The organism is Paenibacillus sp. M2 (genome assembly GCF_046713495.1).
GTDB classification, from domain to species: domain Bacteria; phylum Bacillota; class Bacilli; order Paenibacillales; family Paenibacillaceae; genus Paenibacillus; species Paenibacillus amylolyticus_B.
Window position 1 is genome coordinate 2,773,007 of record NZ_CP169648.1, and the last position, 15,466, is coordinate 2,788,472.

Consider the following 15,466-nt stretch of genomic DNA (forward strand, 5'->3'; position numbering starts at 1 on the left):
GATCGGAAGGTTGTTCTGTCATCGGAGTGGTAAGTGTGAATATTCTTTAGTCCAATCTATACTCTCCTGAACCAAAAGTCTCATTATTTGCAAATGTCATGTATACATAAACCGATTATGATACGATGAGAGATATTGGAAAATGCAAGGAGGATGACAACTAAAGATGGAAAAAATACGTACACGTGCTGAGGTAGATCAGGAAACCACATGGGATCTGAGAGACTTGTTTGTAACCGATGTAGAGTGGGAGCAAGAGCTTCGATCACTTCCTGAGGCTGCTGCCCAGATTGAAACATTCAAAGGACGTCTGGGCGAAGGCGCTGAACAATTGCTGGCTTGTCTGGATGCGCGTGAAGCTTTGCAGGAGCGTATCGGCAAGACGGCTTCTTATGCTCGACTGAAGCAGTCAGAGGACAGCACCAATCCGGTCAATATTGAGAATTCAGCCAAGGCAGGAGATATCCTATCAAATCTGTCGTCATCCATGTCTTTTGTTAATTCGGAGATCGTTGATCTGCCGGAGGGAACCGTTGAACGTTACCTTGCAGAACTTCCGGGATTGGAGCCGTATGCTCGGAGTTTGGAGCGTTTGATTCGAGAAAAAGCACATCGGCTTACCCCAGAGACCGAGAAGGTACTCGCTTCACTAGGAGAGGTACTGGATTCGCCATATCGTATCTATCTGCGCGGTAAACTGGCAGACATGACGTTTGACGATGCTCTCGATGGAGAAGACAATAATCGGCCACTGTCCTGGTCATTCTATGAAAATAATTATGAGATGTCATCCGATACCAAGCTGCGCCGTTCTGCTTATGCTGCGTTCAGCTCGACATTAAATGATTACAAAAATACGTTCGCAGAAGGTTATGCAACCGAAGTGAAGAAACAGGTTGTTTTATCCAGGCTGCGTGGTTACGACGATGTTACAGATATGCTTCTCAGCCCACAACAAGTGAGCAAAGAGATGTACAATAATATTCTGGATATTATCCAGCAGGAACTCGCACCTCATATGCGCAGACTGGCGGCTCTCAAGAAACGTGAGCTGGGTCTGGACAAGCTGATGTTCTGTGATCTGAAGGCCCCGCTTGATCCAGAATTTAGTCCCGCCATTACATATGATGAGGCGTGCACACTCATCCGAGAAGCACTTGATGTGCTTGGGCCAGAGTATGGCGAGATCGTAGAGCGCGCATTCAGTGAACGCTGGGTGGATTACGCAGATAATGCAGGCAAATCCACAGGGGCATTTTGTTCCTCTATATATGGTTCACACTCCTATATCTTGATCTCATGGGCGAACAATATGCGCGGAGCATTTACACTTGCCCATGAAGTGGGACATGCAGGCCACTTTATGCTTGCGGGACGTTACCAACGGCTCACGAATACAAGACCATCCCTTTATTTCATTGAGGCACCATCGACCATGAATGAAATGCTGCTGGCAGATCATCTATTGAAGCGTTCCGATAATCCGAGAATGCGTCGTTGGGTCATTTTGCAACTGTTGAATACGTATTACCATAACTTCGTTACGCATCTACTGGAAGGTGAATTGCAGCGCAGGGTATATGCACTCGCAACTAATGATGAGCCGATTACGGCGAAGACGTTAAGTCAGCTCAAAGGGAACATCCTCTCTGAATTCTGGGGACCTGATCTGGTGATTGATGAAGCGGCCAAGCTCACGTGGATGAGACAACCTCATTATTATATGGGTCTATATCCATATACCTATGCGGCAGGTTTGACCGCTTCCACAGCGGCAGCACAGCAGATTCGGGAAGAAGGACAGCCGGCGGTAGATCGCTGGCTTGAAGCACTCAAAGCCGGTGGAAGTCTCACGCCGCAGGAGTTAATGAAGCTTGCAGGTGTCGATATGTCCGGACCCGAGCCGATTCGCTCTGCGGTTGCTTATGTCGGCAGTCTGGTCGACGAACTTGAACGTCTGTATTCCTGATCTGGTTCATATAGTATATGGACAAGGCAGAACGGGTTGTCTGCATGCACCGCCTTCCTTGCGTGGGGGCGGTGCATCTTATTTTGCAAGGGGAAAGGAACGATGATGAATGGCGTTAACGAGCGTGTCCTCATCGATGGGCCAATTAAGCGTGGACGGCTTTGGTGTGTTTGACGACATGAGTGGAGTACCGGGTTTTGAAGGCAATCAGGGTGGTTTTTTTTCGGGATTGAATGAGTTTGGTGCCATGGGTGCGTTTGTTTCCATTTTTATTGGTGCCGTATTTCTTATTGTTGCGGGTGTGATTGTATATGCCATCATCTCAGGGGTACGCACATGGTCATCGAATAACGCAGCGGCCTTGTTAACCCTGCACTCAACGGTGGTGGCCAAACGAACGGAAGTATCAGGTGGCAGCGGGGATAGCAGTGCGACTACCCGGTATTATGTTACATTTGAATTCGACAATGGGGAGCGCGCTGAACTAATTGTTGGCGGAAACCATTATGGCATGATGGTGGAAAATGATCGAGGGATGCTGACGTATCAAGGGACACGTTTCAAGCATTTTGAGAGAGATGTACAGCCCCAGTCGGGAGTAAACAATGGTCAATTTTATACGTAAAACAAGAACTGCGGCTCCTCCCAAGTGGGAGAGAGTCGTTTTTGGTATACCCAAAAGAAAGAAAAACCGAAGGGTATTCAAACGCTTACAATGGTGATATACTCGTAAAATAAAGTAAAACAGTATTAAACAAAAACAAACAAACAATAAATACAGCATAAAGTACAGGATTACGGACTGAAATAAGAGATGCCGTTTGGAAAATAGGATGGGTTCGAAAGGTTGGTGAAGCGCGGTGAGTGTGCTGGCTTATGATTTGGGCGCTGGGAGCGGGAGAGCGCTATTAGGACATCTGAATGATCGAGGGATCGAAACGAGCGAAATTCATCGGTTCAAGAATGAACCAGTGAAGGTTGGCGAGCGGATGCACTGGGATATTCTGCGTTTGCATCATGAATTGTTGCAAGGGCTTACTCTTGTGAAACAGCAGGGAGAACAGCCGGAGAGCCTGGGGATCGATTCCTGGGGCGTTGATTTTGGTCTGCTTGGCAGTAATGGTGAGCTTCTGGGTAACCCGTATCATTACCGTGATACACAGTTTAACGGCATGATGGATCAGGTACGCCAAGAACTGAGCTCTCAGCGAATCTTTGAACGTACAGGGATTCAGTTTCTTAGCTTTAATACCCTGTATCAGTTGGCAACCCTTCAACGTAGCGGTTCTCCGCTTCTTCATGAAGCAGAGCGGTTTCTCATGATTCCGGATCTGCTTCGATATTTCCTGACGGGAGAAGCCGTGAATGAGTTCACCAATGCCACGACAACACAATTATATAATCCATCGGAGGGTCAATGGGACGGTGAGTTGCTGAAGCATATTCGCATTTCGGAGAAACTCTTTGGTGAAGCGGTGATGCCTGGCACCCGTGTTGGACAATTGCGCAGTAGCATCTGTAACGACCTTGGCCTTTCTCCTATACCTGTGATCGCCGTTGCGGAGCATGATACGGGTTCAGCCGTTGTGGCTGTTCCTGCAACGGAACGTTCATTTGCTTACTTGAGCTGTGGAACCTGGTCCCTGATGGGTACGGAGATAGATCATCCTGCGGTAAGTAGCCAGAGTCTGGCTTTGAACTTCACGAATGAAGGCGGGGCGGGCGGAACATTCCGTCTGTTGAAGAACATTATGGGCTTATGGATTTTGCAGGAAAGCATGCGGGAGTGGGACCGCCAAGGGCAGGGAATTAGCTATGATGCGTTATTGGCGAAGGCGGAACAGGTGGCTCCATTTGCCAGTTTGTTTGATCCGGATGATGAACTGTTTATGCCAGCAGGAGATATGACGACGCGTATACGTCAGTATTGCCGTGATACAGGGCAAGTGGTGCCAGAAGATCAGGGGGCTATTGCCCGGGCAATTCTGGAAAGTCTTGCATTGAAGTATAGAAGAGTCCTGGGATGGACGGAACAATTATCGGGACAGACGTTCAACGGATTGCATATGGTCGGAGGAGGTATCCAGAACCGCCTGTTATGTCAGTGGACTGCAAATTCCATTGGCAAGCCGGTATGGGCAGGTCCGGCAGAGGGAAGTGCCATCGGGAATATGGCCGTGCAATGGATGGCGAGTGGAGCTTTTAAAGATATCTGGGAGGCCCGTAAGGCCATTCGTGATTCATTTCCGGTAACAGTGTATGAGCCGCAGGACGGATCAATCTGGGAAGATGCTTACGGCAGATTTCTGCGTGTGACGGCTTCATCTAATTCACAAGCGGGGAGTGAGGTGTAACATGCTGGCAGCCGAGCGGTATGACCGAATTGTGGAGATGGTGAATGTAAAGGGCAGTATGCGTGTATCCGAGCTTAGTGAGCACTGCCGGGTGACGGAGGAAACCATCCGGCGTGACCTGGATCGGCTGGAACAGGCAGGCCGACTACGCCGATCTCACGGTGGTGCAGTGAGTGTGAAGGAAGATCAACCGGAGATCCCTTACCGGATCAGGGAGACAACACATGCGGAAGAGAAAAAGCGGATTGCACAAGCGGCTCTGGCGATGATTAATCCGGGTGATCGCATTCTGTTGGATGCGAGCACAACGGCAGGTTATATGGCAGCGAACATGCCGGATTTCCCGCTGACGGTTTTAACCAACTCGATTCAAATCGCCACTGAACTTAGCAGCCGTGACAAGGTTGAGGTCATCTCAACAGGGGGCCAGTTGGCATCTCGCTCGTTGTCTTTTGTTGGGCCGCTCGCGGAGCGTTCTCTGGAAACGTATCACGTGGATAAAATGTTCATGTCGTGCAAAGGTGTACATCTCGAAGGTGGCGGAATCAGTGAATCCAATGAACTCCAGGCAAGGCTGAAGCAGAAGATGGTTGGCATATCCGATCAGGTCATCTTACTTGCCGATGCCAGTAAATTTGGTGTCCGTGCTTTTGCCCGGGTATCCGGGTTAAATGCAGTCCATACGATCGTTACCGATCAGCCATTGGAGGCTGAACAGACAGAACGTTTGAGCGGATACGACATAGGGATTATTACAGTTTAAGCTTTTAGAATTTACTAATATAAAATGAACTAAACATTTACACGAAACGGAGAGGACAGAAATAACTTGAAGAAGCGAAGCGTGCGCCTTTATCCCCGGATTTTACCCTTTAAAAAGTAAATTTAAAAATCTGGGGATAACAGCGATCGGAAGGTTATTCTGTCATCGGAGTGTTCATTGTAAATATTCTTATTCAATATTTTTAGTCAATCATCTACTAATCAGTTAATAGGAGCGTGTAATTATGAAGGTCTCCTTATTCATTACCTGCCTCAGCGATGCCATCTATCCCCGAGTAGGGGAAGCCATGGTTAGATTGCTCGCCGCTCATGGCGTTCGGCTGGATTTCCCACCGGTGCAGACCTGCTGCGGTCAGCCTTCCTACAATAGCGGGTACTGGGATGAGACTCGGGTAGCGGCCAGGACGATTCTTGAAGCGTTTGACGATAGTGATTTTGTAGTCTGTCCATCCGGATCGTGCACGTATATGATCCATCATTATCCCGAACTGTTCGCGGATGAACCGGTGTGGCTGGAGAAGGCGAAACGATTGGAAGCCAAGGCCTATGAATTCACTCAATTCCTCGTTCAGGTACTCGGGATAACCGATCTGGGCGCACATTTTCCGCACAAAGTAACCTATCATCCATCCTGTCATGGCAGCCGTCTGCTGGGTGTAAAGGATGAACCGATGGCATTGCTATCCCAAGTAAAGGGACTGGAATTGGTTCCACTGCCGTTTGCTGAGGATTGCTGCGGGTTTGGGGGTACGTTTGCCATTAAAATGTCCGATATTTCGGGAGCGATGGTGACGGAGAAAGTTGATCATGTCAAAGAGACCCAAGCCGAAGTGCTGGTTGGTCTGGACATGGCCTGTCTGATGAATATCGCAGGTAATCTGCGTTATCGGAATGAACCGGTGCGTGTGATGCATCTGGCGGAACTACTGTATGAGGGGGTGCGAACAGGATGAGCCAACCGGGAGTTATGGATACGACGGTCAAAGAACGTGCCGGACTGGCCTTGAATGATGATTTTCTGCGTAAAGCGGTCAAATTCACAACAGAACGATTGCGTAACGGGAAGAAGTCGGCCTCAGAAGAACATGGAAACTGGGATGAATGGCGGGAACGTGGACGTCAGATTCGTCTGCATACCATTGCGCATCTGGATTATTATCTGAATGAATTTGTGAATAACGCCCGTGCGAACGGAGTCCATATTCATTTTGCAGATACATCGGTGGAAGCAGCGGCCATTGCGCTGGATATTGCGGCGCACAAGCAGGCTTCTACGGTGGTAAAGTCCAAATCGATGGTGTCGGAGGAAGTACATCTGAATCATGTGTTGGAGTCGGCGGGCATTGAAGCTATCGAGACCGACCTGGGTGAATACATTATTCAGCTGGCAGGCGAGGCGCCATCTCATATTGTCATTCCAGCCATCCATAAGAACCGCTATCAGATTGCAGAGTTGTTATCCAAGGAAGCGGGTGAAATTCTGGAGCCGGACACAACGGTACTTGCCGGATTTGTTCGCAAAAAGCTGCGCGAGAAATTCCTCGAAGCAGATATCGGCATGACCGGCTGCAATTTTGCGATTGCAGAGACGGGTTCCATGGTTTTGTTCGAAAATGAAGGCAATGCCCGTATGGTATCCACTGTTCCAAAAACGCAGATTACACTGATGGGTATGGAGCGGATCATCCCGTCGTGGACGGATCTGGAGGTCATGGCAACCTTGTTGCCACGCTCCGCAACAGGTCAGAAATTAACGATGTACATGTCAGGCATCACAGGTCCTCGCCGAACAGCGGATGCGGATGGACCGGATGAAATGCACATTATTATCGTGGACAACGGTCGATCCTTACAGCTCGGTGATCCTGAATTCCAGGAGTTGCTGAATTGTATTCGCTGTGGTGCTTGTCTGAATGCTTGCCCGGTATATCGTCATATTGGAGGTCATGCCTACGGTGGAACATACAGTGGTCCGATTGGCGCAGTACTGACTCCTGCACTCAATGGCAACATTGATGAATGGAACGATATTGCGGGTGCTTCGAGTCTGTGCGGAGCCTGTTATGAAGCATGTCCAGTTAAAATTCCATTGCATGATATGCTCGTTTATCTACGCAGGCGTAAAGTGGAAGACGGTCATGGAAACAAAATGGAGAGCATGGGCATGAAGGGTTTTGCTGCCGTTGTATCCAATTCCAAACGTTTCAGTGCGGCCATACGTCTGGGACAGATTGGGCAGAAGGCAATTGTACGCAACAACGGCATTTCTCTCAAGCTGGGTCCACTCAAAGGCTGGAACAATTATCGGGTTGCGCCAAGTCTCGCCAAGAAATCCTTCCGGCAACAATGGAACAAGCTGGATCAGGAACTGAACGAGGAGCAACAAGCCATGGATTCTTCCGTTCGCAGCCGTATGGAGCAGATTATTCGTGAACGAGAAGAAGGGGAGGGGAAGAAGCATGGTCACTGAACATCAGCAATGGCTTGCACAATTGGAGAAGAAGTCCATTGAGAAACAGGAGCAGTTTATGAATGACATTGCTTCGAAATTGAGAAGACCAAGGCAACGCCAAGCGCCGACCCAACCCTTTCGGGGAGCACCCGACTTTTGGACTGAATTGGAATGGGATGAAGAGAAGCGTATTCAAGCATTCACCGATAATTTTGTGAGTGTAGGAGCCCACATTGCCCGGGTTCAGAACATGGAAGAAGTGTCTCAATTTATTGCTAACAAATCTCATGAACTGAGTGCCAAATATATCATTCGTCAAAATGAAGAGGCGCTTGAGGATCTCGGTTTGGAAGCGCAGCTCCCGGATGTACAGATCTCAGTCTGGAATAGTCAAGCCGATGAGAACTGGAAGGCTCGTGCAGCTGAGGCTGATATCGGTGTGGTCATGGCGGATTATGCAACAGCATACACAGGCTCGGTTACTGTACTTTCTTCACCGGAAAAAGGTCGCTCGGTTAGTCTGTTGCCTACGGTACTCATCATCATTATTCCAGTAGACCGACTGTACACCAGACTGGGGGAGACGCTGGATCGATTTGACGAAGCGGGAAGAGAGAATCTTCCGGCAGGTATCCACTTTATTTCAGGGCCAAGCCGATCTTCCGATATTGAAAATGATTTAACCATTGGGGTACACGGACCAGGCATTGTATATGGTTTAATTATGGGTTAACGGTGTGGTAAGCGTGATGGCACATTATGATTTTGATAACTGTCCGAGATGCAGCATGTGACTGCTGAGGGCAGTTTTTTATTTGGTATACTATAGATAAAAACTATTAAAATTATATTAATTATATATTTCACCTATTAATAGGGTGGGTGTATAATTCTTCTCAAAGAGAGAATTGATGTGAGATACAAAAGACAAAGAGGAGGATGAATACAGATGACTATATTTTCTTACCAAGTTCCGTTTATGGAGGCACACAACGGTGATTTTGCTGCTTTTAAAGGGAAGGTTCTGCTTATTGTGAATACAGCAAGTCGGTGTAGCTACGCCCGGCAATTCAGTGAACTTCAGCAGATGTATGAGAAATATGGTGATCAGGGGCTGGAGATTCTGGCGTTCCCTTGTAATCAGTTTAACGACAAAGAACCTGGCAGTAGCGTTGAGATTGCCGAGTATTGCAGGAGTCAGTTTCAGATATCCTTTCCGATCCTCGAGAAGGTTGAGGTCGTTGGGCAATTCATGCATCCTTTGTTCCGTTATCTGATTGAAGAAGCGCCATTTCAAGGTTATAATCTGGACACGAAAGAAGGACAGTGGATGGACACCTTTGTGAAGGAGAAGCATCCAGAATTGTACCAAGGAGACGGGATCAAATGGAATTTCACCAAATTCCTGGTTGACCGCAGCGGGAACGTCCATGGCCGTTATGAAACGACAGTTGCTCCATTAGAGATGGAGTCGGCTATTCAGATTCTGTTAAAGAAATCATAAGTATATCTTAATCCCTGTCCTGAGGTCCTATGACTTTGGGACTGTTGAAGATTAGAACTGGAAATGTTAGGGTAAAAGAAGATAACGAAGTCCTCCATTTTTTTTATTCAAAAATGACCAATATACCATTTCAGTCAGTTGGTTCTTTGTTGGCTTTATCGTTATCTGGATGAAATATGAAAAAGTGCAAAAAATAACTTGAATCTGTTGATCTGAAGAGTAAGTGTAATCGCGTCTGTAAATCAAGTCATTATTTTGTAGTTGTAGAACTCTTAACTTGGAAAGAAGGAGTGAGTGTCATGCCACCAATTTCAGTGCCTCAACCAAAAACATTTGGCCCACTGGGCAATTTGCCGCAATTGAACTTTGAAGAGCCGGTGCAGTCCCTGGTGAAACTGGCTGAAGAATATGGACCGATCTTTCGTATGGAGTACCCCGGGCGAAGTGAATTGTATATTTCCGGTCACAAACTGGTCGCCGAGGTAACGGATGAATCCAAATTCGACAAACGTGTGTGGGCACCCCTTGCGAAGGTTCGTGCTTTTGCAGGAGATGGGCTATTTACGAGTTGGACCGAGGAGCCGAATTGGAAAAAAGCCCATAACGTACTGCTGCCAAGTTTCAGTCAACGTGCCATGCAGGGATATCACAACAAAATGATTGATCTGGCTGTGCAGCTGGTTCAGAAATGGTCACGATTGAACCCGGATGAGACGGTTAACGTTCCGGATGATATGACACGTCTTACGCTCGACACGATTGGACTCTGTGGGTTCAACTATCGGTTTAATAGCTTCTACCGGGAAGAACCACATCCATTCATTACGAGTATGGTCCGTGCATTGGATGAATCCATGAGTTCATTGCAGCGACTGCGTCTGCAAGACAAGCTGATGATCACCAAAAAGAAACAGTTTGAACAGGATATCCGTTCCATGTTCTCTTTGGTGGATCACATTATTGCCGAGCGTAAAGAGAAACCGCAGGAAGGCGCAGATGATCTGTTGTCCCACATGCTCAGCGGCAAGGACCCGGAGACAGGAGAAACGCTGGATGATGAGAATATCCGTTATCAGATTATTACATTCCTGATTGCTGGACATGAGACCACAAGTGGACTGTTATCCTTCGCCGTTTATTATCTGATGAAGAATCCGGATACGCTGGCTAAAGCTCAAGCTGAGGTGGATCAGATACTAAAAGATCCGGTTCCCACGTACAACCAGGTTCGCAATCTGAAGTACGTTCGTATGGTTTTGAATGAAGCATTGCGCTTATGGCCTACGGCCCCGGCATTTTCTCTGTATGCAAAAGAGGACACGGTACTTGCGGGTCAATATCCTTTGCAAAAAGGAGACAGCGTCAGTGTACTTATTCCCAAGCTGCATCGTGACCGCGAAGCCTGGGGAGACGACGTAGAGGAATTCCGCCCGGAACGGTTCGAAGATCCGAGCAAAGTGCCGCATGATGCCTATAAACCTTTTGGTAATGGTCAACGGGCCTGTATTGGTCAGCAGTTTGCACTTCAGGAAGCAACGCTGGTACTGGGCATGGTGTTGAAGCATTTTGACTTAATCGATCATTCTGATTATCAGTTAAAGGTGAAAGAAACGCTGACGCTCAAACCGGATAACTTCACCATTCGGGTACGTGCGCGTGGGGGCCAGCCCGTCATGGCGGTTCCAGGTGTAGCGGTCGAAGAACCGAAGCCGGTTGCCAAAAGAACGGAGCCGGATGCAGCGAATGCCCACCACACACCGATGCTTGTTCTGTACGGTTCCAATCTGGGTACAGCCGAAGGCATTGCTCGTGAAATTGCGGATACCGCCAGATACCAGGGTTTCCGCAGTGAGGTTGCTGCGCTGGATGATCGTGTTGGCAAACTGCCAAAGGATGGTGCCGTCATTATTGTCAGTGCATCCTATAACGGTCAGCCGCCAAGTAATGCCAAGATGTTTGTCGAGTGGATTGAACACGCCGATGCCAATGAATTCAAAGGTGTGCGTTTCGCCGTACTTGGATGCGGTGACCACAACTGGGCCAGCACCTATCAGCGTATTCCGCGTTTAATCGATGAACAGTTATCTTCCAGAGGAGCAGAGCGGTTATCACCGCTGGGTGAGTCAGATGCCAGTGGAGATTTCGAGAAACAGGTGGGGGATTGGACAGAGCAATTATGGCCGGATCTCGCACGAACGATGGGACTGAAACTGAACACAAGCTCCAATAGCGAACGCAGTTCACTATCTGTACAGTTTGTCAGTGGGCTCGCCGTAACACCGCTTGCGGATACGTATGATGCTCATGTGGCAGAAGTGCTAGAGAACAGGGAGCTTCACGACGCGGGCAGTGAACGCAGCACACGTCACCTGGAGATTAAATTGCCTGAAGGCATAACCTACAAGGAAGGGGATCACCTGGGCATTCTGCCGCAGAATCCACCGGAACTTGTGGAACGTGTACTTCGTCGATACGGGTTTACCGGAACGGAGCATCTCGTTCTGGATGCATCCGGTCGGAGTGCCGCACATCTACCATTGCATCAACCGGTTAACCTGTATGATCTGCTCAGTCATAGCGTCGAGCTTCAGGAGGCGGCAACTCGTGCGCAGTTGAGAGAAATGGCAGCATACACCGTATGTCCACCGCATAAGAAGGAACTTGAAGCGCTGCTTGATGAATCTGTGTATATGGATGAAGTGCGGAATAAACGGATCTCCATGCTGGATTATCTGGTGAAATATGAGGCATGTGAACTGCCTTTTGAGCGTTTCCTTGAATTACTGCCTTCATTAAAAGCCAGATATTATTCGATCTCCAGTTCACCGCGTGTGCAACCCGATCAAGCGAGTATTACGGTCAGTGTTGTGCGTGCCCCGGCATGGAGTGGACAGGGAGAATACAGAGGTATTGCTTCCAACTATCTGGCTAACCTGAAGTCGGGTGACGAGATCGTGATGTTCACGCGGACACCGGAATCCGGGTTCCAACTGCCGGAGGATACACAGGTTCCCGTCATCATGGTAGGCCCGGGTACAGGGGTTGCTCCATTCCGAGGTTTCTTGCAGGCAAGGCATGTATTGAAGGAACAAGGTCAAGAGGTTGGCGAAGCCCATCTGTACTTTGGATGCCGGAATCCCGAGCATGATTATCTGTACAAAAATGAATTGGAAGCAGCCCAGCAAGAAGGGCTTGTGAAGCTTCATACGGCCTTCTCCCGTGTAGACGGGGAGGAGAAATGTTATGTACAGCATCTGATGAGAGACGATGCTCAGCATCTGATTCCTTTGTTTGAAGAGGGTGCGCATCTGTATATCTGCGGTGATGGCAGCAAGATGGCACCTGATGTGGAAGCTACACTCCAGCAGGCATACGCTGATATTCATGGCAAGTCCGCGAAGGAAGCAGAAGATTGGCTCAATCAGCTTCAGCAGGAAGGTCGTTATGCCAAGGATGTATGGACAGGAATCTGATGTACACATGTGAAGGGTCAGCTTGATCCTTAACTGGCTGAGCGGTGAGATACAGAAGCAGTTCTGTTCTCACCGCTTTTTGACATAAAATGATTCTTCAGCAGATGAGTGGTTGCATGGGTTATAATTATATATTGGAAGGGAGCACCCGTATGCAGACATTTGGGAACCATTGTATGGCTTGCGAAAAGAACCAGCTTTACTTCCGCCTGCAAGGCCGTTTCAGGTTTTTTCTTCCGGTGGTTGGCCGATAGATCGACTCGATGCTGGAAAGAGGAAATAAAATACGGGAAGGGACTCTGCCTTTTCCCTGAAGTTCAAGATAATCCAGTCCCACGCCCACCAGTCTGATATTGTTAAATGCATTCCTGGAAGGGAAAGTCGTGCGGATTCCCACTCGGACGCCTCGCCGTGTTCGAGGAATATCAAATACCCGAATGGAATTCAGACTGAGTGGAATGAATAACTGACGGTTTACTTTGATAAATTGCCTTGGATAGACACGACGAATACGTCCCGGTTCCAACCCGGAGAGTGGAGTATTCAGTTCTGCAAGGTGCCCCTGGAGTTGTGCCAGGCGCTGCTGAAGTGTTTTTCCAGTATGGAGATGCTGCCAGCTCATAAGTATTCCTCCGTTCGCCATTTGTACCTAGTATATGAAGGAACGGGGTAGGAAGGTGTACGTTTGATAGCCCATGTTCGTTACGGCTAACGGGGTTTCATTTTATAATAGAGGAGTGATTCAAATGATCGTAGAGATGTATAAAGACCTCATTCAGGATGAGCGTGGTAATTATTATCTGGCAGTACAGATGGATGGCAATGAGCTTACACTCGTTAATGCATTCGTCGAAGCGGCATTCACACCTGAACTGATCTACAATGAAGAGTTCCGTGCCAAGCATAAGGAGATGGAAGGCGGGTTTGTAGGCAAAATTGCGATGGACCTGCTAAGGCACGATGTGGTCATGGGGATGAAGCAAATCGACCGAAAACTGTTGAACCTGTCAGAAGTTGAGCAGCAGTTCACGGTAAATTATATTGATACGATTGAATTTTATCGTCATCTGGCGTGGCAACGGAAGGTGTAAGGTAAACTCATCTCCTCTGTAACCAGAGCGAGAATGATTTCCGCAGTGGCAGTCAATTTCTATCTTGTGTCCTTATGAATAAGAAATAAAGAAATGTAAACACGCAAAAGGGAAAAGCGCAAGTGCAGGGGCAGTAAACCTCCGCAACTTGCGCTTTTTGCATACAAACCATTAACGATACGTAGGATAGATGATGCCAATATCGCGCTCGGTTTTCAAATTTCCATCAGCATAACGCTGCATTTCATTTCCTTTGATCTGAATCGGAATGCGCTTTCCTTGATAGTAAAGCTCTCCCTCGACGGTGCGGACGCTCATTCCAATTACGCCTTCCAGATGTCCACTATGATCCGTCACCAGTCGAATCCCTGACGGGCCATCCAGATGAACCTTGCCTTCCAGATATACCGTCATGCGATCAGGGGTGTTGACCAATTCATATCCTACTCCGTTGACTTTTCGGCTATAAGCCGTGTTGCCAGATACGACCTCGCCATGATCCATATCGATAGGGAGTAGACCGGTAAACCAGAGCTGATTCGATCCAACAGGCATAATTCCGCATAAACGCTCCACATAATCGAGAAGACAAAGGATAGTAGGTGAGTAAGTCTCGGTAAAACCTTGTTCGCCGGTCCATGGGCTGAGTACCTGACCAAAACGCTTATCTTTGGACAGAGCGGACAAGATAGGCTGCATTATCCAGGTTAGCTCCACATATCGATGATGGTACTCAAATGCGTGTGGTGCCCGAATCAGACTCAGAAAATTGGATGCGCCTCCCCAACTGTTATAGGAGGAAAAGGGATCGAATCGGGGATCATCCATTGAGATTGATGTAAAAGGATATTTTGCGAAAAACTTGCTTGTATTCAACAAGTACCGACGCAGTAGATTATCGAACAATTCACGCTCGCCCACCTCGCAGGCCATCACGCGGAGCAGCACATCGGATTGCACTCTGACGAATTCGTCATTGCGATCCCGATCATAGAAGAACATATCCTGTTCGTCGTAACAATAACGAAATAGACTTTCCAGGCTGGACTCGGCTTTGCCTTTCCAATCCGTTCCCGACTCCCCCAGCTCCTCAGCCATGCGGGACAGATACATGCGCTGACAATAGATATTGGCGGTCAGATCTGGTGCCAAAAAAGGCAGAATTGGAGAATCCGGGTGATAGGCAGAAGCATCATTCATATAAGGTGTATCCGGAACATGCCAGAACCGGGGGGATAAGTCATGTCCGGTGTCAAACGTACTGAAGGCCTCTACACAGCCGCTTCCTCGGGTATTACGGTTGCGGGCAATCCACTCATCGTAACGAACCATAGCCTTGTACATGGTGCTCAGGAAAGGCGACTGCTTGCCATGATTGTCATGAAGCTGATAGTGGTTCCATACACTGCGTGCCAGTGGAGTGACCAATTGGATTTGCCGGAAAGAGGGCCCGTTTGCCGTAAGTTTATACGGAAGCAATCCATCATCTCTTTGCTGCTCGGCTAATGCGAGGTACGTTGTTTCGGACACGGAAGGAAGCAGGCGAGACAGCAGCTCCGCATTGATGGTACCTGTACTCTCTAACCAACATCCCAGATAGATGCCACCTTCTTGTAAAATGGGATCGCTGTCTCCCATGGGCAGGATGCAAGCAAGCAATTTTTCCACTGCTGCATAATACGTAGCTTCCATTCGTCCGCCCGATGCTGCAAACCGGACACCCGACGCATGCCATTCCTGTAATAATTGCTGATCTTCCGGTTTAACAGGCTGAACTTGATCCATGATCGACATGTTGCGCAGCCGATTCAGTATCTCTTCTGTCATATGTTCCTCCTCA

12 protein-coding genes are annotated in these 15,466 nt (G+C 48.2%); 10 read left to right on the top strand and 2 right to left on the bottom strand.

The window, feature by feature from the left end; genetic code table 11:
- Positions 1-166 precede the first annotated feature (166 nt).
- The 9 genes from pepF (at position 167) to ACETMN_RS13025 (ending at position 12,535) form a co-directional block, all read left to right on the top strand.
- Positions 167-1,969, top strand: a complete 1,803-nt coding sequence (pepF, locus tag ACETMN_RS12985; protein ID WP_091016974.1) for an oligoendopeptidase F — start codon at positions 167-169, stop codon at positions 1,967-1,969.
- A 136-nt stretch (positions 1,970-2,105) separates the two neighbouring features.
- Positions 2,106-2,594, top strand: coding sequence for a DUF2500 domain-containing protein (locus tag ACETMN_RS12990; RefSeq protein WP_223199927.1), 489 nt, complete (start codon positions 2,106-2,108; stop codon positions 2,592-2,594).
- A 235-nt stretch (positions 2,595-2,829) separates the two neighbouring features.
- Positions 2,830-4,323, top strand: a complete 1,494-nt coding sequence (locus ACETMN_RS12995; RefSeq protein WP_091016971.1) for a rhamnulokinase — start codon at positions 2,830-2,832, stop codon at positions 4,321-4,323.
- 1 nt (position 4,324) lies between these two features.
- Positions 4,325-5,086, top strand: a complete 762-nt coding sequence (locus ACETMN_RS13000; RefSeq protein WP_411736207.1) for a DeoR/GlpR family DNA-binding transcription regulator — start codon at positions 4,325-4,327, stop codon at positions 5,084-5,086.
- 244 nt (positions 5,087-5,330) lie between these two features.
- Positions 5,331-6,059, top strand: a complete 729-nt coding sequence (locus ACETMN_RS13005) for a (Fe-S)-binding protein (protein WP_411736208.1) — start codon at positions 5,331-5,333, stop codon at positions 6,057-6,059.
- Complete coding sequence (locus ACETMN_RS13010) at positions 6,056-7,576, top strand: LutB/LldF family L-lactate oxidation iron-sulfur protein (protein ID WP_192132139.1); 1,521 nt, start codon at positions 6,056-6,058, stop codon at positions 7,574-7,576. The genes ACETMN_RS13005 and ACETMN_RS13010 overlap by 4 nt, the downstream gene beginning before the upstream one ends.
- On the top strand, positions 7,566-8,291 hold the full coding sequence (locus ACETMN_RS13015; protein WP_091016967.1) for a lactate utilization protein C: 726 nt from the start codon (positions 7,566-7,568) through the stop codon (positions 8,289-8,291). The genes ACETMN_RS13010 and ACETMN_RS13015 overlap by 11 nt, the downstream gene beginning before the upstream one ends.
- Positions 8,292-8,507: 216 nt before the next feature.
- Positions 8,508-9,062: a glutathione peroxidase gene (locus tag ACETMN_RS13020; RefSeq protein WP_411736209.1), complete on the top strand. Its 555-nt coding sequence runs from the start codon at positions 8,508-8,510 to the stop codon at positions 9,060-9,062.
- A gap of 299 nt (positions 9,063-9,361) precedes the next feature.
- Positions 9,362-12,535, top strand: coding sequence for a bifunctional cytochrome P450/NADPH--P450 reductase (locus ACETMN_RS13025; protein WP_411736210.1), 3,174 nt, complete (start codon positions 9,362-9,364; stop codon positions 12,533-12,535).
- A 199-nt stretch (positions 12,536-12,734) separates the two neighbouring features.
- Here the strand turns inward: ACETMN_RS13025 and ACETMN_RS13030 are convergent, their stop codons facing one another.
- Entirely contained in the window at positions 12,735-13,157 is a 423-nt protein-coding gene (locus ACETMN_RS13030; protein WP_091016962.1) for a hypothetical protein, read from the bottom strand.
- 124 nt (positions 13,158-13,281) lie between these two features.
- On the opposite strand from ACETMN_RS13030, the gene ACETMN_RS13035 reads away from it, so the two are divergent.
- Positions 13,282-13,626 carry a hypothetical protein gene (locus ACETMN_RS13035; protein ID WP_341073001.1) on the top strand — a complete coding sequence of 115 codons (345 nt, stop codon included), beginning with the start codon at positions 13,282-13,284 and terminating at the stop codon, positions 13,624-13,626.
- A gap of 171 nt (positions 13,627-13,797) precedes the next feature.
- On the opposite strand, the gene ACETMN_RS13040 is transcribed toward ACETMN_RS13035, so the two are convergent.
- Positions 13,798-15,453, bottom strand: coding sequence for an MGH1-like glycoside hydrolase domain-containing protein (locus tag ACETMN_RS13040; protein WP_341073002.1), 1,656 nt, complete (start codon positions 15,451-15,453; stop codon positions 13,798-13,800).
- Positions 15,454-15,466: the final 13 nt, after the last annotated feature.